Source organism: Bacillus sp. UNC41MFS5, from assembly GCF_000686805.1.
The window spans coordinates 240,897-260,376 of record NZ_JMLP01000005.1; the positions used below are offsets into that span (position 1 = coordinate 240,897).

At 39.8% G+C, this 19,480-nt stretch carries 20 protein-coding genes, 1 tRNA gene and 1 riboswitch; of the genes, 19 read left to right on the forward strand and 2 right to left on the reverse strand.

Annotated features, from left to right (window positions below; translation table 11 throughout):
- Positions 1-163: 163 nt before the first annotated feature.
- From BR30_RS0101255 to BR30_RS0101290, 8 genes are all read left to right on the forward strand, one after another.
- Entirely contained in the window at positions 164-1,870 is a 1,707-nt protein-coding gene (locus BR30_RS0101255; RefSeq protein ID WP_026563379.1) for a long-chain-fatty-acid--CoA ligase, read from the forward strand.
- Between the two features lie 194 nt (positions 1,871-2,064).
- The gene (locus BR30_RS0101260) at positions 2,065-2,649 is read left to right on the forward strand and encodes a TetR/AcrR family transcriptional regulator (protein ID WP_026563380.1); all 585 of its coding nucleotides are present in this window, start codon (positions 2,065-2,067) and stop codon (positions 2,647-2,649) included.
- 23 nt (positions 2,650-2,672) lie between these two features.
- Complete coding sequence (locus BR30_RS0101265) at positions 2,673-3,446, forward strand: enoyl-CoA hydratase (RefSeq protein ID WP_026563381.1); 774 nt, start codon at positions 2,673-2,675, stop codon at positions 3,444-3,446.
- Between the two features lie 104 nt (positions 3,447-3,550).
- Positions 3,551-4,324: an electron transfer flavoprotein subunit beta/FixA family protein gene (locus tag BR30_RS0101270; protein ID WP_026563382.1), complete on the forward strand. Its 774-nt coding sequence runs from the start codon at positions 3,551-3,553 to the stop codon at positions 4,322-4,324.
- 39 nt (positions 4,325-4,363) lie between these two features.
- Positions 4,364-5,341 (forward strand): electron transfer flavoprotein subunit alpha/FixB family protein, encoded by a 978-nt coding sequence (locus tag BR30_RS0101275; protein WP_026563383.1) that lies wholly within the window; start codon positions 4,364-4,366, stop codon positions 5,339-5,341.
- Between the two features lie 200 nt (positions 5,342-5,541).
- Positions 5,542-5,856, forward strand: a complete 315-nt coding sequence (trxA, locus tag BR30_RS0101280) for a thioredoxin (protein ID WP_026563384.1) — start codon at positions 5,542-5,544, stop codon at positions 5,854-5,856.
- Positions 5,857-5,999: 143 nt separating this feature from the next.
- The gene (gene uvrC / locus BR30_RS0101285) at positions 6,000-7,772 is read left to right on the forward strand and encodes an excinuclease ABC subunit UvrC (protein WP_026563385.1); all 1,773 of its coding nucleotides are present in this window, start codon (positions 6,000-6,002) and stop codon (positions 7,770-7,772) included.
- A 70-nt stretch (positions 7,773-7,842) separates the two neighbouring features.
- Positions 7,843-8,020: riboswitch (Lysine riboswitch) on the forward strand.
- 113 nt (positions 8,021-8,133) lie between these two features.
- Positions 8,134-9,351 carry an aspartate kinase gene (locus BR30_RS0101290; protein WP_026563386.1) on the forward strand — a complete coding sequence of 406 codons (1,218 nt, stop codon included), beginning with the start codon at positions 8,134-8,136 and terminating at the stop codon, positions 9,349-9,351.
- Positions 9,352-9,397: 46 nt separating this feature from the next.
- Here BR30_RS0101290 and BR30_RS0101295 read toward each other — a convergent pair whose 3' ends face one another.
- Positions 9,398-9,841 carry a YslB family protein gene (locus tag BR30_RS0101295; protein ID WP_442852951.1) on the reverse strand — a complete coding sequence of 148 codons (444 nt, stop codon included), beginning with the start codon at positions 9,839-9,841 and terminating at the stop codon, positions 9,398-9,400.
- Positions 9,842-10,284: 443 nt separating this feature from the next.
- Here BR30_RS0101295 and BR30_RS0101300 point away from each other — a divergent pair, with 443 nt between their 5' ends.
- From BR30_RS0101300 to gerE, 4 genes are all read left to right on the forward strand, one after another.
- The gene (locus tag BR30_RS0101300) at positions 10,285-10,893 is read left to right on the forward strand and encodes a succinate dehydrogenase cytochrome b558 subunit (protein ID WP_026563388.1); all 609 of its coding nucleotides are present in this window, start codon (positions 10,285-10,287) and stop codon (positions 10,891-10,893) included.
- 58 nt (positions 10,894-10,951) lie between these two features.
- Positions 10,952-12,700 carry a succinate dehydrogenase flavoprotein subunit gene (gene sdhA / locus BR30_RS0101305; RefSeq protein ID WP_026563389.1) on the forward strand — a complete coding sequence of 583 codons (1,749 nt, stop codon included), beginning with the start codon at positions 10,952-10,954 and terminating at the stop codon, positions 12,698-12,700.
- A gap of 15 nt (positions 12,701-12,715) precedes the next feature.
- Positions 12,716-13,477: a succinate dehydrogenase iron-sulfur subunit gene (gene sdhB, locus BR30_RS0101310; RefSeq protein WP_026563390.1), complete on the forward strand. Its 762-nt coding sequence runs from the start codon at positions 12,716-12,718 to the stop codon at positions 13,475-13,477.
- 219 nt (positions 13,478-13,696) lie between these two features.
- Positions 13,697-13,921 carry a spore germination transcription factor GerE gene (gene gerE, locus BR30_RS0101315; protein WP_026563391.1) on the forward strand — a complete coding sequence of 75 codons (225 nt, stop codon included), beginning with the start codon at positions 13,697-13,699 and terminating at the stop codon, positions 13,919-13,921.
- Positions 13,922-14,293: 372 nt separating this feature from the next.
- Here gerE and BR30_RS0101320 read toward each other — a convergent pair whose 3' ends face one another.
- Positions 14,294-14,596 (reverse strand): HesB/YadR/YfhF family protein, encoded by a 303-nt coding sequence (locus BR30_RS0101320; protein ID WP_026563392.1) that lies wholly within the window; start codon positions 14,594-14,596, stop codon positions 14,294-14,296.
- Between the two features lie 207 nt (positions 14,597-14,803).
- Between BR30_RS0101320 and BR30_RS0101325 the strand changes: the two genes are divergently transcribed.
- The 7 genes from BR30_RS0101325 (at position 14,804) to BR30_RS0101355 (ending at position 19,479) form a co-directional block, all read left to right on the forward strand.
- On the forward strand, positions 14,804-15,253 hold the full coding sequence (locus BR30_RS0101325; protein WP_026563393.1) for a MarR family winged helix-turn-helix transcriptional regulator: 450 nt from the start codon (positions 14,804-14,806) through the stop codon (positions 15,251-15,253).
- A gap of 15 nt (positions 15,254-15,268) precedes the next feature.
- Positions 15,269-16,063, forward strand: a complete 795-nt coding sequence (racE, locus tag BR30_RS0101330) for a glutamate racemase (protein WP_026563394.1) — start codon at positions 15,269-15,271, stop codon at positions 16,061-16,063.
- 155 nt (positions 16,064-16,218) lie between these two features.
- A complete protein-coding gene (locus BR30_RS0101335) occupies positions 16,219-17,277 on the forward strand; it encodes a GerMN domain-containing protein (protein WP_026563395.1) in 1,059 nt (352 codons plus the stop codon).
- Positions 17,278-17,400: 123 nt separating this feature from the next.
- The gene (gene rph, locus BR30_RS0101340) at positions 17,401-18,156 is read left to right on the forward strand and encodes a ribonuclease PH (protein WP_026563396.1); all 756 of its coding nucleotides are present in this window, start codon (positions 17,401-17,403) and stop codon (positions 18,154-18,156) included.
- Positions 18,157-18,169: 13 nt separating this feature from the next.
- Positions 18,170-18,781 (forward strand): XTP/dITP diphosphatase, encoded by a 612-nt coding sequence (locus tag BR30_RS0101345; RefSeq protein WP_026563397.1) that lies wholly within the window; start codon positions 18,170-18,172, stop codon positions 18,779-18,781.
- Entirely contained in the window at positions 18,778-19,293 is a 516-nt protein-coding gene (locus BR30_RS0101350; protein WP_026563398.1) for a metallophosphoesterase family protein, read from the forward strand. Before BR30_RS0101345 ends, BR30_RS0101350 begins: the two co-directional genes overlap by 4 nt.
- Positions 19,294-19,402: 109 nt before the next feature.
- Positions 19,403-19,479 (forward strand) — tRNA-Arg (locus BR30_RS0101355).
- Position 19,480: the final 1 nt, after the last annotated feature.

Below are 19,480 nucleotides of genomic sequence, written 5' to 3' on the forward strand. Positions count from 1 at the left end.
TTTGATCTATATGTTATTTTTTGCGTAAGTCAAAGTCACCGCTGAGGATCATTCAGCGGTGATTTTTTTAACCTCATCGTCAATTGTTTAATGTGATGTACTGTAATATAATAGAAGAGAAGTTTGAATTTTTATAATTATCCACATAGAAAAGGGGGATATTATGTATGAAGAAAAGCCTTGGCTAGCACTGTATCCGAAAGAAATACCTGCCACACTCGAGTACTCCAGAGAGCCTGTTCAGCAATACTTAGTGAGTTCTGCAGAACAATACCCTGAAAAAATAGCGATTCATTTTATGGGAAAAGACATCACCTATAAACAACTTTATGAGGATGCCATGAAATTTGCTGGTTATTTGCAAGAAAACCTGGGCATTTCAAAAGGTGATCGGGTCGCGATTATGCTGCCTAACACACCACAGGCCGTGATTAGTTATTTTGGTATACTAATGGCAGGCGGAATTGTTGTTCAAACGAACCCGTTATATACGGAACGTGAACTAGAATATCAGATGAAGGATTCAGGAGCGAAGGCAATCATTACACTCGACATCCTCTACCCACGCGTATCAAAAGTGATGCCACAAACAAATTTACAACATATAATTGTAACCGCTATCAAGAACTACCTACCATTCCCTAAAAATCTAATTTATCCCTTCATCCAGAAAAAACAATATGGAATTGTCGTGAATGTAAAACACGGAGGAAGCACACATCTGCTTTCGGAAATAGTAAAAATGAAGACTCAAAAAGTGAAGCATGTTGAATTCAATCCTGAGGAAGATGTTGCTCTCCTTCAATATACAGGAGGAACGACAGGATTTCCCAAAGGCGTCATGCTCACACATAAGAATTTAATTGCTAATACAAAGATGTGCCAGGCCTGGCTATACAAATTCAAGCCAGGAGAAGAATCAGTTCTCGCAATCGTCCCGTTCTTCCACGTGTATGGCATGACCACCGTGCTCATTTTATCAGTAATGCAGGCAAACAAAATGATTTTATTACCTAAATTTGATGTCGAGACAACATTAAAGACCATTCAACAACAGCGCCCGACAGTGTTCCCAGGTGCACCAACCATTTATATTGGCATCTTAAATTATCCTGATTTGAAAAAATATGATCTATCATCGATTCATTCTTGTATCAGTGGCTCAGCTGCACTTCCAGTTGAAGTACAAGAGAAGTTTGAGGACGTTTCTGGAGGAAAACTTGTAGAAGGCTATGGGTTAACGGAAGCATCTCCAGTCACACATGCGAACTTTTTATGGGATGCCCCTCGAGTAAAAGGCAGTATTGGGGTGCCGTGGCCAGATACAGAAGTAAAAGTTGTATCAACAGACACAGGTGAACCGGTGCCGATAAAGGAAATTGGAGAAATCGTGATAAAAGGCCCGCAAATCATGAAAGGGTACTGGAATCGCCCAGAGGATACCAAGGAAGTCTTGCATGATGGATGGTTATATACAGGTGATCTTGGCTATATGGATGAAGAAGGCTATTTTTATGTAGTTGATCGCAAAAAGGATATGATTATCGCCGGTGGGTATAATATCTATCCAAGAGAGATAGAGGAAGTATTATATGAACATCCGGATGTGGTTGAAGCGGTCGTAGCAGGAATACCTGATAAATACCGTGGAGAAACGGTTAAGGCATATATTGTTTTAAAAGAAGGTTCATCGGTTACGGCAGAAGAAATGAACCAATTTTCACGAAAATATCTTGCAGCATACAAGGCACCAAGATACTATGAATTTAGACAAGAATTGCCCAAAACAGCTGTAGGGAAAATTTTAAGAAGGATGCTAGTTGAAGAAGAGAAACAAAAAATAGAAGAAGAAAACCAAAAGCACGCATAAGTGCTCCTCTTTTTTTTGACAGATTAAGCCTGTCCTAATGCCTCGAATATGAAAAAGGTAATGAGATATCTTGACAGATTCCGAGTTAATAACTATTATTAAAATATGAATGATTATTCATTCATATTTTCTTTTTTTAGTAATCTTCACGGTATTAACTGAAACGGAACTTTTCTTTCAAAGGAGGGATAGAGTTGAAAAAAAGTAAGCCAAAATACATGCAAATTATTGATGCTGCGGTGATTGTTATCGCGGAAAATGGCTACCATCAAGCCCAAGTTTCAAAAATTGCTAAGCAGGCTGGAGTGGCTGATGGCACCATTTATCTATATTTTAAAAACAAGGAAGACATCCTTATCTCTCTCTTTGAAGAAAAAATGGGAAGTTTCATTGAAAAAATAGATACAATGATAGCAGGAAAAGGGACAGCGGCAGAGAAGTTATTAATGATGGTAGAAGCTCATTTTAGTATGCTTTCTGAAGACCATCACATGGCAATCGTGACACAGTTGGAGTTACGGCAATCGAATAAGGATTTGCGGCTCCGAATTAATAATGTTCTAAAAGGTTACCTACAGGTAATTGATAAGATTGTTATTGAAGGTAAAGAAACCGGAGAGTTTTCCAGCGACCTCGATATTCGATTGGCCCGGCAAATGATTTTCGGTACAATCGATGAAACTGTGACATCGTGGGTGATGAACGAGGAAAAGTACGATCTAGTTGCACTAGCAGCTCCAGTCCATCGCCTCTTGATTAATGGCTGTGGAAGCCGGTAAATATGAAAATAGGGGGAATTCCAATGGAATACTTAAAATGGTCTTTTCAGGACAATATTGCCACAATCACTATTGATCGTCCACCGGCGAACGCCCTTTCCTCAGGACTACTAAGGGAATTGTCAACTGTGCTTGATGAAATTGAACCTAATCGCGAGATCAGAGCGATTGTCATTCATGGGGAAGGGGGCTTTTTCTCTGCTGGCGCAGATATTAAAGAATTTACTACGGTTACTTCTTCTGAGGGATTTTCAAATCTTGGAAAGTATGGACAAAACTTATTTGACCGAATGGAAAAATTCCCGAAACCGATTATCGCCGCTATCCATGGCGCAGCACTGGGCGGGGGGCTTGAACTAGCAATGGCATGCCATATTCGCTATGTTAGTGAAAAGGCAAAACTAGGCCTGCCTGAATTGCAACTTGGCTTAATTCCAGGATTTGCTGGTTCGCAACGTCTGCCTAAATATGTGGGTGTGGCAAGAGCTACGGAAATGCTGTTCACTTCTGAGCCAATCACAGGTATTGAAGCGGTCCAATTTGGTTTAGCAAATCGAGCCTTTCCCGAAACAGAAGTAGTCGAGCAGGCGCTTAAACTAGCAGGGAAAATTGCGAAAAAAAGCCCCGGGTCCATTAAGGCAGCAATTGAATTGTTAAATTATGCAAAAACAGAAGAGTTCTATGAAGGTTCCAAAAGAGAATCTGAGTTATTTGGTGAAGTGTTTGTTTCTAACGATGGGAAAGAAGGCATTCAAGCCTTTATTGAAAAAAGAGAACCAAATTTTAAGGGTGAATAAACTTATCTTTGCAGGTATAATTGTAGAGGAAGCTCTTTTTTTATAAGAAATTTTCTTAATCTTTCAAACTGAGCGAATGCTCGAAATTTATTAGGAGGGAAATCATGAATATTTATGTATTAATGAAAAGAACCTTTGATACCGAGGAAAAAATTTCGATTTCTGCTGGAAAAATTAATGAGGATGGTGCGGAATTTATCATCAATCCGTATGATGAATATGCAATTGAAGAAGCGATTCAGGTTCGCGATGCTAAGGGTGGAGAAGTAACCGTTATTTCTGTTGGAACAGAAGAAGCAGAAAAGCAATTACGAACTGCGCTGGCAATGGGTGCAGATAAAGCAGTCCTCATCAATACGGAGGATGATGTTGAAGGCGGAGATCAATTTACAACTGCAAAAATCCTTGCTGAATATCTTAAAGATAAAGATGCTGATTTAATCATTGGCGGGAATGTAGCGATTGACGGTGGAACAGGCCAAGTAGGACCACGTGTTGCGGAATTGTTAAACATCCCTTATGTAACGACTATTACTAAGTTAGAAATTGACGGAACAAATGTAACCGTTACCAGAGACGTTGAAGGTGATTCTGAAGTCATTGAAACTAGCCTTCCTCTATTAGTTACAGCCCAACAAGGTCTAAACGAACCGCGCTACCCATCCTTACCTGGAATCATGAAAGCAAAGAAGAAGCCGCTTGAAGAATTAGAGTTAGACGACCTAGACCTTGAAGAAGACGATGTGGAAGCAAAAACAAAAACGATTGAAATTTATTTGCCGCCTAAGAAAGAAGCAGGCCGCGTTTTGGCTGGCGATTTGAATGATCAAGTAAAAGAACTTGTTCATCTTCTTCATACCGAAGCAAAAGTAATCTAACGGGTTAAATACAAATTTTGTTCTCAGGAGGTATATGGAATGTCAAGAAAAGTAGTAGTTTTAGGAGAAGTTCGTGACGGTTCATTACGTAATGTTTCATTCGAAGCGATTGCAGCAGCAAAAACAGTTGCTGAGGGCGGAGAAGTAGTTGGTGTTTTAGTGGGCGATTCTGTAAGCGCTCTATCGACTGAGTTAATCCAATTTGGTGCGGACCGTGTGATTGTGGTTGAAGATGAGAAATTAAAACTTTATACATCTGATGGTTACGCTCAAGCACTTTTAGCGGTGCTTGATCAAGAAAAACCAGAAGGATTGGTTTTTGGTCATACCTCATTAGGTAAAGACCTTTCCCCGAGAATTGCCGGAAAATTAGCATCAGGTTTAATCTCTGACGCCACAGCTATTGAAGTAGCTGGTGGAAATGTCGTGTTCACAAGACCGATTTATTCCGGTAAAGCATTTGAAAAGAAAATTGTTACAGGGGGCTTAATTTTCGCAACGGTACGACCAAATAATATCACTCCACTAGAGAAAGATGAGAGCAGAAGCGGTGATGTATCAACCCTTTCTGTAGAAATCAAAGACCTTCGTGCAATTATTAAAGAGGTCGTCAGAAAGGCGAGTGAGGGTGTTGATTTAAGCGAAGCCAAAGTAGTTATTTCAGGAGGCCGCGGTGTAAAAAGTACGGATGGATTCCAACCGCTTAAAGAGCTAGCAGCAGTCCTTGGCGGAGCGGTAGGCGCTTCTCGTGGTGCTTGTGATGCTGATTATTGTGATTATTCGCTGCAAATCGGTCAAACGGGCAAGGTTGTTACACCAGACCTTTATATTGCTTGCGGTATTTCCGGAGCTATTCAGCACTTAGCAGGAATGTCCAACTCAAAGGTAATCGTTGCTATTAACAAGGACCCAGAAGCAAACATTTTCAAAGTAGCAGATTATGGAATCGTCGGCGACTTGTTTGAAGTAGTACCTTTATTAACTGAAGAGTTTAAAAAATTGAAGGTACACTCATAATAAGAAGAGCGGAAGCGCTTAGGTGCTGTAGCTAGACAATAGAAAAGCGAGCGGAAGGTCTCCGCTCGCTTTATTTATCGGATACTTAGGTTCATAATTGGGAAGAATTAACGATGTGGCTAAGCAATTTATTAGCTTGATTTTTCAAACGATGTTATACTTTCGATAGTAACTCAGTAATCATTAGGAGGGCAATATAAATGGCAATTTCACATGTAACTGATCAAAACTTTTCGGCTGAAACTGGTTCAGGCCTTGTTCTTGTAGATTTTTGGGCACCATGGTGCGGACCTTGTAAAATGATCGCTCCTGTTCTTGAAGAACTTGATTTAGAAATGGGCGATAAGGTAAAAATTACTAAACTTGATGTGGATGATAACCCGCAAACTGCAGCGAATTTTGGTGTTATGAGTATCCCAACTTTATTAGTGATGAAAAACGGCGAAGTCGTTGATAAAGTTGTCGGCTTCCAACCAAAAGATGCACTAGCAGGTGTTTTAGAAAAACACGTGTAAATAGAACGATAAAAGCCTTAGCTAGGAAATATCCCGGCTAAGGTTTTTTTATTTTTCCAAGAGACTACTACTTTCAATTATGCGCAATTTCCTTTAATATTTTAACAGATGAATAAATATAAGACGGGAGGGGAGTGGCCGGAATGAATGAAACAATTAAGCAAAAACTGACGCTGCTGCCGGATCAGCCTGGCTGCTACTTAATGAAAGACCGTCAGGGAACGATTATTTATGTGGGAAAAGCAAAGGTCCTAAAGAATCGTGTCCGTTCCTATTTCACAGGGTCTCACGATGGGAAGACACTTAGACTTGTCAATGAAATTGAGGACTTTGAATATATCGTAACCTCTTCTAATATTGAAGCACTTTTGCTGGAACTGAATCTTATTAAAAAGTACGATCCAAAATACAATATCATGCTGAAGGATGACAAAACCTATCCGTTTATAAAGTTAACAGCGGAAAAGCATCCCAAGCTTATTATCACAAGAAAAGTAAAAAAGGATAAAGGAAAATACTTTGGTCCGTACCCCAATGTGACAGCTGCTAATGAAACCAAAAAGCTTCTTGACCGAATCTACCCGCTCCGCAAATGCTCAACTCTGCCGGACAGAGTCTGTTTATACTATCATTTAGGACAGTGCCTGGCACCATGTGTGAATGAAGTTCATGAAGAACAGTATAAACAGATGACGGATGAAATCACCCGCTTTTTAAATGGCGGGTATAATGAAATAAAAAAAGAGCTGAAGGAAAAAATGGCTGCTGCCTCCGAAGAATTAGATTTTGAACGAGCAAAAGAATATCGTGACAAAATCATCCATATTGAAACGATTATGGAAAAACAAAAAATTACGATGACCGATTTTACCGACCGTGATGTTTTTGGCTATGCAGTTGATAAAGGCTGGATGTGTGTGCAAGTCTTTTTTGTCCGCCAAGGCAAACTAATTGAGCGGGACGTTTCTATGTTCCCCGTTTATAATGAGCCAGAGGAAGAAATCTTAACGTTCCTCGGTCAATTTTATTCGAAAGCCAATCACTTTAAGCCTAAAGAAATTCTCATCCAAGATGATGTCGAGTTGAGTTTAGCTGAACAACTGTTAGAAGTTAAAGTGCTTCAGCCGCAACGGGGACAAAAAAAGGATCTTGTGCAATTGGCGATTAAAAATGCAAAAATTGCTTTGAATGAAAAATTTTCACTGATTGAAAAGGATGAATATCGAACCATTAAGGCAGTCGAGAACCTGGGCGAATTACTAGGAATCTATACGCCGCATCGGATTGAAGCCTTTGATAATTCTAACATCCAAGGGACAGACCCTGTATCAGCAATGGTAGTGTTCATTGATGGCAAGGCGAATCATCGTGAATACCGTAAATACAAAATCAAAACTGTTCAAGGGCCGGATGATTATGAATCGATGCGGGAAGTAACAAGAAGAAGGTACTCACGTGCGCTAAAAGAGGAACTCCCTCTTCCTGATTTAATCATCATTGATGGTGGAAAAGGGCATGTAGAAGCCGTACGAGATGTTTTGGAAAATGAATTAGGTTTAGATATTCCGCTATCGGGGCTTGTAAAAGACGAAAAACACCGGACATCACAATTGCTGTATGGCAATCCTTTAGGAATTGTACCGCTCGGGCGAAACAGCCAAGAGTTTTATTTACTGCAAAGGATTCAAGATGAAGTCCATCGTTTTGCGATTACCTTCCATCGCCAACTGCGCGGAAAAACTGCGTTTCAATCCTTGCTTGATGATATTCCGGGAATTGGGGAGAAGCGGAAAAAATTATTGTTAAAACAGTTCGGCTCGGTGAAAAAAATGAAAGAAGCAAGTAAAGAGGAATTCATAAATATCGGAATTCCCATGAATGTAGCCGAAGAATTAATCAAAAAACTTCAATCCTAGTGATTGTCAGAAAAAAAGGAACATGCTATAATAAGTGAAAATTTAATTTACTATCACTTTTACGTATTAAAGTGAAGGTAGAGGTGCGAGCTTCAAGAGTAGTGGTTCTGAGAAGGATGAGCTTCTGAGAAGAATCATGAAAGGGGATGTTCGCCGAAGTAAAGAAGGTCTCATAACTTTTTTTGCTGGTCCCGTATTGAATAAATGCTGGATTGTCAAGACTAATGTCTTGGAGAGCTATCTTACATTGTAGGTGCGAGAATTTTTTTCGTGTTTTAAGCAATGAGATGCCCTTCTCATTGCTTTTTTGCGTTTTATTGGGGAAAAATATGAATTACTTCTGGAGAAGGGGAAAACAAAAATGGGGATTATTGTACAAAAATTCGGAGGCACCTCCGTTGCTAATGTAGAAAGAATTTTAAATGTCGCATCATGTGTAAAAGGTGAGGTTGACCGCGGAAATAATGTGGTTGTTGTTGTTTCTGCAATGGGTAAATCTACGGATACACTCGTCGGTTTAGCAAAGGAAATTTCAGCGCAGCCTAATAAACGGGAAATGGACATGCTGTTATCGACTGGGGAACAAGTAACGATTTCGTTACTGTCTATGGCTCTCAACCAGCAAGGGCTTGATGCCGTGTCCTTTACAGGTTGGCAGGCGGGTATTATGACAGAACCAGTCCATGGAAATGCCCGGATTTCTAATATTAAAACAGCAGCGATTGAATCACAGCTTGAATCCGGCAAGGTGGTAATTGTTGCGGGATTCCAAGGAATCACCGAAGAAGGTGAAATTACCACACTTGGCCGTGGCGGTTCTGATACCACAGCCGTTGCTCTGGCTGCTGCCCTAAAGGCGGATAAATGCGACATTTATACTGATGTAACGGGAGTTTTCACAACGGATCCAAGATATGTGAAGAGTGCTCGCAAGCTATTATCGGTATCGTACGATGAAATGCTGGAGTTAGCTAATTTGGGTGCAGGAGTACTTCATCCACGAGCAGTGGAATTTGCTAAAAATTATCAAGTTCGGCTCGAAGTTCGTTCGAGCATGGAGAAAATAGAAGGAACAGTTATTGAGGGGGAAGCAGCAATGGAACAAAACTTAGTAGTCCGCGGAGTCGCATTTGAAGACGAAATAACAAAAGTAACAGTATTAGGCTTGGCCAATTCATTAACCAGTCTATCTACCATCTTTACTACACTTGCTGAAAATCATTTAAATGTGGATATTATAATCCAGAGCACAACAGAGGGTGGTTCTGCGAATTTGTCATTCTCTATTCATACGGATGATCTATTAGAGACTTTAAAGGTCCTAGAAGACAATAAATCAGTGCTTAATTATGAGCAGATTGATGCTGAAAACAAATTAGCGAAGGTGTCGATTGTCGGTTCAGGGATGATCTCCAACCCTGGTGTTGCAGCAAAGATGTTTGAAGTACTTGCTGCAAACAACATCCAAATCAAAATGGTCAGCACATCAGAAATTAAAGTGTCGGCCGTTGTAGAAGAAATAAATATGTTAAAAGCAGTAGAAGCTTTACACGAAGCATTCGGACTTGCAGTTCAATAAAAAAGAATGGTGTCAGGCACCTTCCGGTGCCTGACACCATTTTCAATTAGTTTTTTTCCCATTTCACTGTGAAAACAACTTTATTTGATTTTTTTACTGGATGCTCGAAGGTTTCTGCGTTGGCTTCTTTTTGCAGTTCAATTTGTTGGGCCAGGAATCCTGCTTCGAGTTGGAAAAAGTGTTCAGCCTTGGACTTAACGCGCGAAATAATGAGCGGACTTATTAATTCGAATTGGAAATCTGTTTTATTTTCTTTCACAAGTTCCAACTGGCCCCATGAGGCCTTGGCGAAGAAATCAATAATCTGTTCTATATCCATTAATGGATATTTTCGTGCAAGTCGTTTTCCGGCCCAATATAAAATTTCAGGTGTATCTTTCCCTAAAATCTCAGGCAAAAGAACTTCTCTGATTAATTCATAGCCGAAGATGGAAATAGTTCTTGGTTCATCAATATCGATCATATCATTCATAACTGTACTATTATTCACAAGCTTCCCCTCTTTCTATCATTCTATTATATACATTTTCGGTTAATTTTCAGTACAGTTTTTCTAGTTATTATGAATCAAATTTAGCTTGATTTTTTGTTATTTTGCAATATCTTACCTTGTTTTCCATGATAATTATCATTCCCATTGTGAAAAAAATAACAACCGTTATATCTTGGTAATTTACCATAAAAATACAATGATTTTCAGATTATATCCATTTGCGTCAGTAGAAATGACTAATCTATTATAATTTCAATATATTTAAAAAATTTTATTTTTATGTAGAAATTGTGTATCCGTTTTCTTGACGCTCTTACATGATGGGAGTAAAATGGACTTGTCACATTATTGTCACAGTGGTGCGAAGTTTCGACAATAGGAGAATTAAATTGATAGAAACTGAACATCATTTTTTTTAAACATTATAGGGGGGTAAATTTATGGCGGGTAATCGAGAGTTTGTTTATCGGAGATTGCATTCGTTGCTTGGGGTTATTCCAATCGGTATCTTCGTGATGCAGCATCTGGTTGTGAACCACTATGCAACAGAAGGGGTAGAATCTTTCAACAAAGCTGCGAACTTTATGGGAAATCTCCCATTTCGCTATGTTTTAGAAACTGTAATTATCTATTTACCGATTTTATTCCATGCAATCTACGGGCTGTATATTGCTTTTACAGCTAAAAACAATGCAAGTCAATATGGATTTTTCAGAAACTGGATGTTTATGCTTCAACGTGTGTCTGGTGTGATAACTCTAATTTTTATCACATGGCATGTATGGGAAACACGTATCGCTGCCGCATTTGGACATGAAGTTAACTTCCAAATGATGCAAGATATTCTTTCATCTCCATTCATGTTTGCGTTTTATGTTATTGGTATTATTTCAGCGATTTTCCACTTTGCAAATGGATTGTGGTCATTCTTGGTAAGCTGGGGCATCACTGTATCCCCACGATCTCAAGTTATTTCTACATACGTGACAATCGTTATTTTCTTGGCTCTATCTTATGTTGGTGTAACAACACTACTAGCTTTTGTATAATAAATCACATGATTGATTGGAAAAATATTGGATTTTGGATTAAGGGAGTGAGTCACAAATGAGTAAAGGTAAGGTGATCGTAGTCGGCGGCGGTTTAGCTGGCTTAATGGCAACGATTAAGGTTGCAGAAACAGGAACACCAGTAGAATTGTTTTCTTTAGTACCTGTTAAACGCTCTCACTCTGTTTGTGCCCAGGGTGGTATTAATGGAGCAGTTAATACAAAAGGTGAAGGCGATTCCACATGGATTCACTTTGATGACACTGTTTATGGTGGAGATTTCTTGGCTAACCAACCGCCAGTAAAGGCGATGTGTGACGCGGCACCAGGAATTATTCACTTAATGGACCGTATGGGAGTTATGTTTAACCGTACTCCTGAAGGATTACTTGATTTCCGCCGCTTTGGCGGAACACAGCATCACCGTACTGCATTTGCTGGAGCAACCACTGGTCAACAGCTGCTTTATGCATTAGATGAACAAGTTCGTCGCGAAGAAGTAGCAGGTCTTGTAACGAAATATGAAGGCTGGGAATTCCTAGGTTCAGTTGTTGATGACGATGGTGTGTGCCGTGGGATTGTTGCTCAAAACTTAAAAACAATGGAAATTAAATCCTTCTCAGGCGATGCCGTCATCATGGCTACAGGAGGCCCTGGTATTATTTTTGGAAAATCAACTAACTCTGTTATTAATACAGGTTCTGCTGCATCGATCATTTACCAGCAGGGCGCTTATTACGCCAATGGAGAAATGATCCAAATCCACCCAACAGCCATTCCTGGCGATGATAAACTTCGCTTAATGAGTGAATCAGCTCGTGGTGAAGGTGGACGAGTTTGGACGTATAAAGATGGGAAGCCTTGGTACTTCCTAGAAGAAAAATATCCTGCTTATGGAAACCTTGTACCACGTGATATTGCAACACGTGAAATCTTCGATGTTTGTGTAAATCAAAAACTCGGAATCAATGGCGAGAACATGGTTTACCTGGATCTTTCTCATAAAGATCCACATGAATTAGATGTTAAACTCGGCGGTATTATCGAGATTTATGAAAAGTTTATGGGTGATGACCCTCGTAAAGTTCCGATGAAAATCTTCCCAGCCGTTCACTATTCAATGGGTGGTCTTTGGGTTGATTATGATCAAATGACAAACATTCCTGGTCTGTTTGCAGCAGGTGAATGTGATTATTCACAACATGGTGCAAACCGTTTAGGTGCCAATTCCTTGCTATCAGCCATTTACGGTGGAATGGTCGTTGGTCCAAATGCAGTGAAATATATCAAAGGTCTTGAAAAGAGTTCTGATGCCGTATCTTCTACTGTATTTGACCGTCATGTTAAAGAACAAGAAGAAAAATGGAATGCCGTTATGTCTTTAAATGGGAATGAAAATGCTTATATTCTCCATAAAGAGCTTGGCGAATGGATGACGGATAATGTTACCGTTGTTCGCCACAATGACAGACTATTAAAAACTGACGAGAAAATTCAAGAACTATTAGAACGTTACCAAAACATTAACATTAATGATACATCTAAATGGAGCAACCAAGGGGCAGCCTTTACTCGTCAATTACAAAACATGCTGCAATTGGCTCGTGTTATTACGATCGGTGCATACAACCGTAATGAGAGCCGCGGTGCTCATTATAAGCCTGACTTCCCTACACGTAATGATGAGGAATTCTTAAAAACAACAATGGCGAAATTTGTTGACAGTTCATCCGCACCGGCCTTCCATTATGAAGAGGTTGATGTCTCATTAATCAAGCCACGCGAACGTAATTACGCAAAAAGTTAAAGGGGAGTAGGAAAAATGTCTGATACTAAAATGGTGAAATTTATTATTTCACGTCAAGATAGCGAAAATACTGCTCCTTATGAGGAGGAATTTGAGGTTCCTTATCGTCCGAATATGAATGTCATTTCGGCGTTAATGGAAATCCGTAAAAACCCTGTCAATGCAAAAGGACAGGCATCTACCCCAATTACTTGGGATATGAACTGTTTAGAAGAAGTCTGCGGGGCTTGTTCAATGGTCATTAACGGCAAACCGCGTCAATCTTGTTCAGCTCTGATCGATCAATTGGAGCAGCCAATTCGATTAGCGCCGATGAAGACATTCCCAGTAGTGCGAGATCTTCAGGTTGACAGAAGCAGAATGTTTGACGCCTTAAAGAAAGTAAAAGCATGGATCCCTATCGATGGTACCTATGATTTGGGCCCAGGCCCTCGTATGCCTGAGACAAAGCGTCAATGGGCGTATGAACTTTCTAAATGTATGACATGTGGTGTGTGCCTTGAGGCATGTCCGAATGTAAACAGTAAATCAAACTTCATTGGGGCACAGCCGCTTTCACAGGTTCGTCTTTTCAACGCACATCCAACGGGTGCTATGAATAAGGCAGAGCGACTTGAAGCGATTATGGGCGATGGCGGACTTGCTAACTGTGGTAATTCACAAAACTGTGTTCAATCTTGTCCAAAAGGTATTCCATTGACAACCTCTATTGCTGCATTGAACCGTGATACAACCATTCAAGCGTTTAGAAGCTTCTTTGGAAGTGACCACGCGTAATAGAGCGAAACCTTCTTTTCTCATGTGGAAAAGAAGGTTTTTTTGTCGTTTTTTACGAAGCACACAAAAGTTCCTAGAGATTAGGAGCTTTTTTTGTAAAAATCAATCTCCTGTCAGTAAATATAGTCACTACATTTGTATTGTTCACATAAGATATGTTGACTAAATATATACCCACCCCGTGTTCATAACTGGCGAAGGCAAGGAGGGTTACAGTACTTGAAGGAGAATGTTTATAATCATAAGCCGTTACTCACCAAACGTGAAAGAGAAGTATTCGAGTTATTAGTACAAGACAAAACAACGAAAGAAATCGCTGGTGAATTATTTATAAGCGAAAAAACGGTTCGGAATCACATTTCAAATGCCATGCAAAAGCTTGGTGTCAAGGGGCGTTCACAAGCAGTTGTAGAGCTCCTTCGAATGGGAGAGCTAGAACTTTAACATTGACCGGCATCCTTCTTGGGAGGCCGGTTTAATTTTGAATAGATTAAACATAAAAAAGGTAAGCATCCTCGAATCGAAATGCTTACCTTTTTTGTTTACAATGCGGATTAATGAAACTTGAAAATACTTCTCTGCTTAATTAAAAGCAGGTATTCTTACCATCCTTTGAAACCAAGCGGATAGATTACTTAATAAGAATGCCGCTCTAAAACCCAGTATGAGTAAGGTTGAGAATAAGCCGTAAAATATATTCAAAGTAACCCCTCCACATTGAAATTTTAGTGTTAATAAGTAACACTAGGATTATTGTTAATCTGGAAACTAATTTTATTCGGTGAACTGTATTTTTCCGTGAACTTTTCCCTAATTTTACGACTTCGACTTCGTGTAACTATATTCTATTTCTTCCCTTTTTTCATTGTAGTCGACATGTAAATCATGTTGATTGAAAAACCACAAATCCCTTTCTTCAATATAAAATAACAAACCTTCTGCTTCAAATTTCACGATGATATCGATAGGGTCATTGTCCACAGTGAAACCAAGCGAAAACCCTTCTTGGACGGGGCTGTTGCCATAAACTTTCGGATAAAACTTTACTTTATCCCCTTTTTTTAATTCGACCTCTTCTTTAAACCAGTTTAGTGCTGACGTGCTAATTACAATTTCCATTCTTTTCTCACCTTTAACTTATTATTCAAATTCCTACTTTATTATACTCCAAAGAGTGGCAAACTAATATTTTTCTAGTAGTTTCAACTTGAATTTTTAGCGAAAAAGGTAGAAAATAAGAAGAAACATAAAGTCCGACAACGAGAACATTACTATTTAAATAGATGAATGTTTTGGAGTAGAGAAGCTTTTATAGGAGTGTATGAGATGAAACTCGAGAATTCACAAACAGCAAATGGGGACATTGTTGCAAATATTGAGAAGGATTTACGTTACATTTCTGGCATCATTAAGCAAAAAGGACGAGAAATGTTAAGTACTTATACGATTACACCTCCACAATTTATCGCCTTGCAATGGCTCTTTGAAGAAGGTGACATGACAATCGGAGAACTTTCTACTAAAATGTACTTGGCATGCAGTACCACGACAGATCTTGTTGACCGGATGGAAAAAAATCTTCTCGTAGAACGGGTGAAAAATCCAAACGACCGTCGTGTGGTGAGAATACATTTGCTTGAAGAGGGCAAAAGAATTATTGATGAAGTAATTAAAAAGCGTCAAGTTTACTTAGAAGAAGTGTTAGTGGATTTCACTCCGGAAGAAATTCATGTTCTTCAAAAAAGCTTAACGAAATTGCATCAGGAAATGCGTTAAAAGAGGCGATACGTTTTGAAACAAGCAATTGGTGTAATGGATTCCGGCGTTGGCGGATTAACCGTTGCCAAAGAGGTGATGCGTCAGCTCCCAAATGAGAAAATCATTTATTTGGGAGATACAGCACGCTGTCCATATGGTCCGAGAACAACAAAGGAAGTTAAGAGGTTCACATGGGAAATGACCTCTTTTTTATTAGAGAAGAAAATTAAAATGCTCGTCATTGCCTGTAATACGGCTACAGCTGCGGCATTAGACGAGATTCGCAAGGAATTGCCGATCCCGGTTTTAGGGGTCATTAATCCAGGAGCACGTGCGGCTATTAAGAAGACAAAAAATTATCGTGTCGGGATTATTGGCACTGAGGGTACTGTAAAAAGTGGGGCATACGAAAGAGCATTAAAATCGTTAAATAGTCGGCTTTTTGTTAAAGCGCATGCCTGTCCTAAATTTGTTCCGCTTGTTGAGAGTAACGAGTTTGGAGGTCCGATTGCGGAAAGAATTGTCGACGAAGCCCTCAAGCCGATGCTCAATGAAAAGTTGGATACGCTGATTTTAGGCTGCACTCATTATCCGCTGTTGGAGCCTGTGATAAAACATGTCATGGGTGAGTCTGTCAGCGTTATTAGTTCAGGTGACGAGACAGCACATGAAATAAGTGCAATCCTTCAGTACAATGGGTTATTAGATACATGCGAGGAAGATCCAGTTCATGAATTTTACACCACTGGTTCAAGAAGAATATTCTCAAAAATCGCCTCACAGTGGCTGGGATATCCAATTATCGACGTCAAAAAAATAAAACTATAAATAAAACGAAGGTGTCAGGCACCACTCGTGGACATTTGTCCACGAGCGGTGCCTGACACCTTTTTATTTTGTTCTATTTTTTTTCATAAGTCGGTCTAATTTATCATAAGGCTCGTATATATGTTAGTACAAACTGTCTTAGGGGGGAAATAGTTATGTCTAAAAATAAAGCAAAGATACTTGTGTCGACTGTGCTTACATCATCAGTTCTACTGTCAGGTTGTGGTTTATTCGGGACAGAAACTGAAAAGAAAATCGATCCGCCAAAGAGTGTGACGATCAAGGATGATACAACAAGTAAGAAAACGACAACTAAAGAAACGAGTAAGGAGGCACAGGCAAACACCGTCAAAACAGAACTATACCTAGTAGATAAAGACGGCTATGTCGTTCCGCAGACATTGGATCTGCCGAAAACAAGTTCGGTTGCTAAACAGGCGCTTGAATATTTAGTGACGAATGGTCCAGTGACTGATAAACTCCCAAATGATTTCCGGGCGGTTCTCCCAGAGGATACGGAGCTTTCTGTAAATATTGATAAAGAGGGCGTTGCAACGGTTAATTTTTCAAAAGAGTTTAAAAATTACCAAGCTGAAGATGAGATGAAAATTCTCCAATCTGTCACTTGGACACTGACACAGTTTGATAATGTGAAAACTGTGAAGCTTAAAATGAATGGTCATGATTTAACGGAAATGCCTGTCAACGGAACACCAATTAGCGAAAATCTCTCCAGAGCAACGGGTATCAACCTTGATACATCGAATGTGACGGATATTACTAATACCAAACCTGTTACGGTTTACTATATTGGCGGTGAAGAAGGCTCTTATTATTATGTACCAGTCACACGCCGGGTCAGCAATAGCGAAAAAGATAACTATGTAGCAGTTGTAAATGAATTGATCAAAGGACCAAGTGAAAAATCACCTCTAGTTTCTGAATTTATGTCAGATGTTGAGCTCCTTGAGGCGCCAAAATATGAAGATGGAAAAGTCACCTTGAACTTTAATGAGAATATATTTGGAAGCTTTAAAGAAAAAGAAATTTCACAGCATTTATTAGATGCACTAGTACTTTCCCTTACTGAGCAAGAGGGCGTAGATAAAGTAGCTATTCAAGTTAAGGGGAAGGCAGACCTTAAAAATGATAGCGGGAAGAAATTAACTGAGCCTGTAACTCGACCAGAAAAAGTCAATACAGGTAGTTTTTAAAAAAAAATATTTGTTATACTATATAGTGACAATGAAAGAGGTTGGCTTGGAGGCCGCCTCTTCTTTATTTGGTATTTAATGAAAATGAATGTACCAATTCAAAAATAAAAGGAGGTAGTAATGGTGCGTGTTGATGGTAGAGAGCCGTTACAACTAAGACCCATACATATTGAACCAAATTATTTAATGCACCCGGAAGGATCTGTCTTAATCTCTGTAGGGAATACGAAAGTGATTTGTGCAGCGAGCATCGAAGACAGAGTGCCTCACTTTATGAGAGGGGAAGGCAAAGGCTGGATAACGGCCGAGTATTCTATGCTGCCACGAGCAACAGAAACAAGGAACATTCGCGAATCTTCCAAAGGGAAAGTATCCGGCCGAACGATGGAAATTCAGCGGCTAATCGGTCGCGCGCTTAGAGCAATTGTCGATTTAAGTGCTCTAGGTGAGAAAACAGTTTGGATTGATTGTGATGTCATCCAGGCCGATGGTGGAACCCGAACAGCCTCAATCACAGGGGCTTTTGTCGCGATGGCCCTCGCTTTAAATGCATATTCCGAGAAAAAGTCCTTTGCAAGATTCCCGATTACTGATTATTTAGCAGCTACAAGTGTTGGTATTCTGCAAAATAATCAAACAGTCCTTGATTTAAACTATGCTGAGGATTCTAAGGCCCAGGTGGATATGAATGTAGTCATGACGGGCAATGGAGAATTTGTTGAACTGCAAGGGACAGGAGAGGAATCGACTTTCTCCTACGAACAGCTTCAAGGCCTGCTAAGTGCTGCTCAAGAAGGACTAATGGAACTATATGAACATCAAAAATCAGTACTGGGTGAAGAAATCACACGAAAAATAGAGTCACGAAGACAAAAATAAGAGGCGATCGAATATGAAAGAAGTTATTATTGCAACGAAAAATCCTGGAAAGGCTATGGAATTTGAACATATTTTTTCGTCAAGAGGGATTAAGGTTCGCACCTTGCTGGATTATCCTGATATTCCTGAGGTCGAGGAAACTGGCACAACTTTTGAAGAAAATGCGACTTTGAAAGCGGAGGCTGTCTCCGAAGCACTTGGGAAAATGGTCATTGGCGACGATTCAGGCTTGATCGTGGACGCACTTGAAGGGAGACCAGGGATTTATTCAGCACGTTATGCGGGCGAACAAAAAAATGACCAGAACAATACTGATAAAGTACTGTCTGAATTAGCAAATATTCCCGGGGAGAAGCGGACGGCAAGGTTCTACTGTGCCTTAGCAGTCGCGGTTCCGGGTCAAGAAACAAAAACGGTGTCAGGCACCTGTGAAGGACTTATTCTTAAAGAAAGAAGAGGTTCCAATGGGTTTGGCTATGATCCGGTTTTTTATGTGCCTGAGAAGGGCTTAGCAATGGCCGAGCTATCGTCTGATGAAAAAAATAAAATCAGCCATCGTGCGAATGCCTTGAAAAAGCTAGATGTGGTCTTGGATGCTATTTTAGAAAGTGCGGAGCAGAAATGAGTAAGGTTCTAATTGTTAGTGATAGCCATGGATTAACAAAGGAACTCCGTGTAATAAGAGAAAGGCATCTAGGTGAGGTCGATTTAATGATTCACTGCGGTGATTCAGAATTATCTCCAGATGACGAAGCGATTTCCGGCTATCTAACGGTAATGGGAAATTGTGATTTTGGTGGCGGATATCCACTAGAGACAATTTCTGAAGTGGCGGGGCGAAAGTTCTTTATTACTCACGGCCACCGTTATTCCGTTAAGTCCTCCTTGATGAATTTAAAGTACAAAGCACAGGAAGTAAGCGCGAATATCGCCTGTTTCGGACACTCACATGTCCTTGGTGCGGAAGTGATTGATGGGATCTTATTTTTAAATCCTGGCAGCATCCGTCTGCCAAGGGAACGTTTTGAAAAGACTTATATCATTCTGGATTTGGAGAATGAAAAAATTAAAATGTCGGTGTTTGAAGTAAGTGGCCAGGAGGTTACCGAACTTGCCCGTGAGTTTGTACTGTCATAATAAAGAGGGAGAATTCCTCTCCCTTTTTTCTTTTAAAAAAATATTAGAAAGTGTGTTGACTTTTTGATCTTATGATAATATAATAAATCTTGTCTTAAACAACTTATATGTCCCAGTAGCTCAGCTGGATAGAGCAACGCCCTTCTAAGGCGTGGGTCGGGAGTTCGAATCTCTCCTGGGACGCCAT

What these genes read in the sequence shown, in the direction of transcription:
- BR30_RS0101255 (WP_026563379.1), top strand. Translation starts at nt 164, where the DNA reads ATGTATGAAGAAAAGCCTTGGCTAGCACTGTATCCGAAAGAAATACCT.
- BR30_RS0101265 (WP_026563381.1), top strand. Translation starts at nt 2,673, where the DNA reads ATGGAATACTTAAAATGGTCTTTTCAGGACAATATTGCCACAATCACT.
- BR30_RS0101270 (WP_026563382.1), top strand. Translation starts at nt 3,551, where the DNA reads ATGAATATTTATGTATTAATGAAAAGAACCTTTGATACCGAGGAAAAA.
- BR30_RS0101275 (WP_026563383.1), top strand. Translation starts at nt 4,364, where the DNA reads ATGTCAAGAAAAGTAGTAGTTTTAGGAGAAGTTCGTGACGGTTCATTA.
- trxA (WP_026563384.1), top strand. Translation starts at nt 5,542, where the DNA reads ATGGCAATTTCACATGTAACTGATCAAAACTTTTCGGCTGAAACTGGT.
- uvrC (WP_026563385.1), top strand. Translation starts at nt 6,000, where the DNA reads ATGAATGAAACAATTAAGCAAAAACTGACGCTGCTGCCGGATCAGCCT.
- BR30_RS0101290 (WP_026563386.1), top strand. Translation starts at nt 8,134, where the DNA reads ATGGGGATTATTGTACAAAAATTCGGAGGCACCTCCGTTGCTAATGTA.
- BR30_RS0101300 (WP_026563388.1), top strand. Translation starts at nt 10,285, where the DNA reads ATGGCGGGTAATCGAGAGTTTGTTTATCGGAGATTGCATTCGTTGCTT.
- sdhA (WP_026563389.1), top strand. Translation starts at nt 10,952, where the DNA reads ATGAGTAAAGGTAAGGTGATCGTAGTCGGCGGCGGTTTAGCTGGCTTA.
- sdhB (WP_026563390.1), top strand. Translation starts at nt 12,716, where the DNA reads ATGTCTGATACTAAAATGGTGAAATTTATTATTTCACGTCAAGATAGC.
- BR30_RS0101320 (WP_026563392.1), bottom strand. Translation starts at nt 14,596, where the DNA reads ATGGAAATTGTAATTAGCACGTCAGCACTAAACTGGTTTAAAGAAGAG.
- BR30_RS0101325 (WP_026563393.1), top strand. Translation starts at nt 14,804, where the DNA reads ATGAAACTCGAGAATTCACAAACAGCAAATGGGGACATTGTTGCAAAT.
- BR30_RS0101335 (WP_026563395.1), top strand. Translation starts at nt 16,219, where the DNA reads ATGTCTAAAAATAAAGCAAAGATACTTGTGTCGACTGTGCTTACATCA.
- BR30_RS0101345 (WP_026563397.1), top strand. Translation starts at nt 18,170, where the DNA reads ATGAAAGAAGTTATTATTGCAACGAAAAATCCTGGAAAGGCTATGGAA.
- BR30_RS0101350 (WP_026563398.1), top strand. Translation starts at nt 18,778, where the DNA reads ATGAGTAAGGTTCTAATTGTTAGTGATAGCCATGGATTAACAAAGGAA.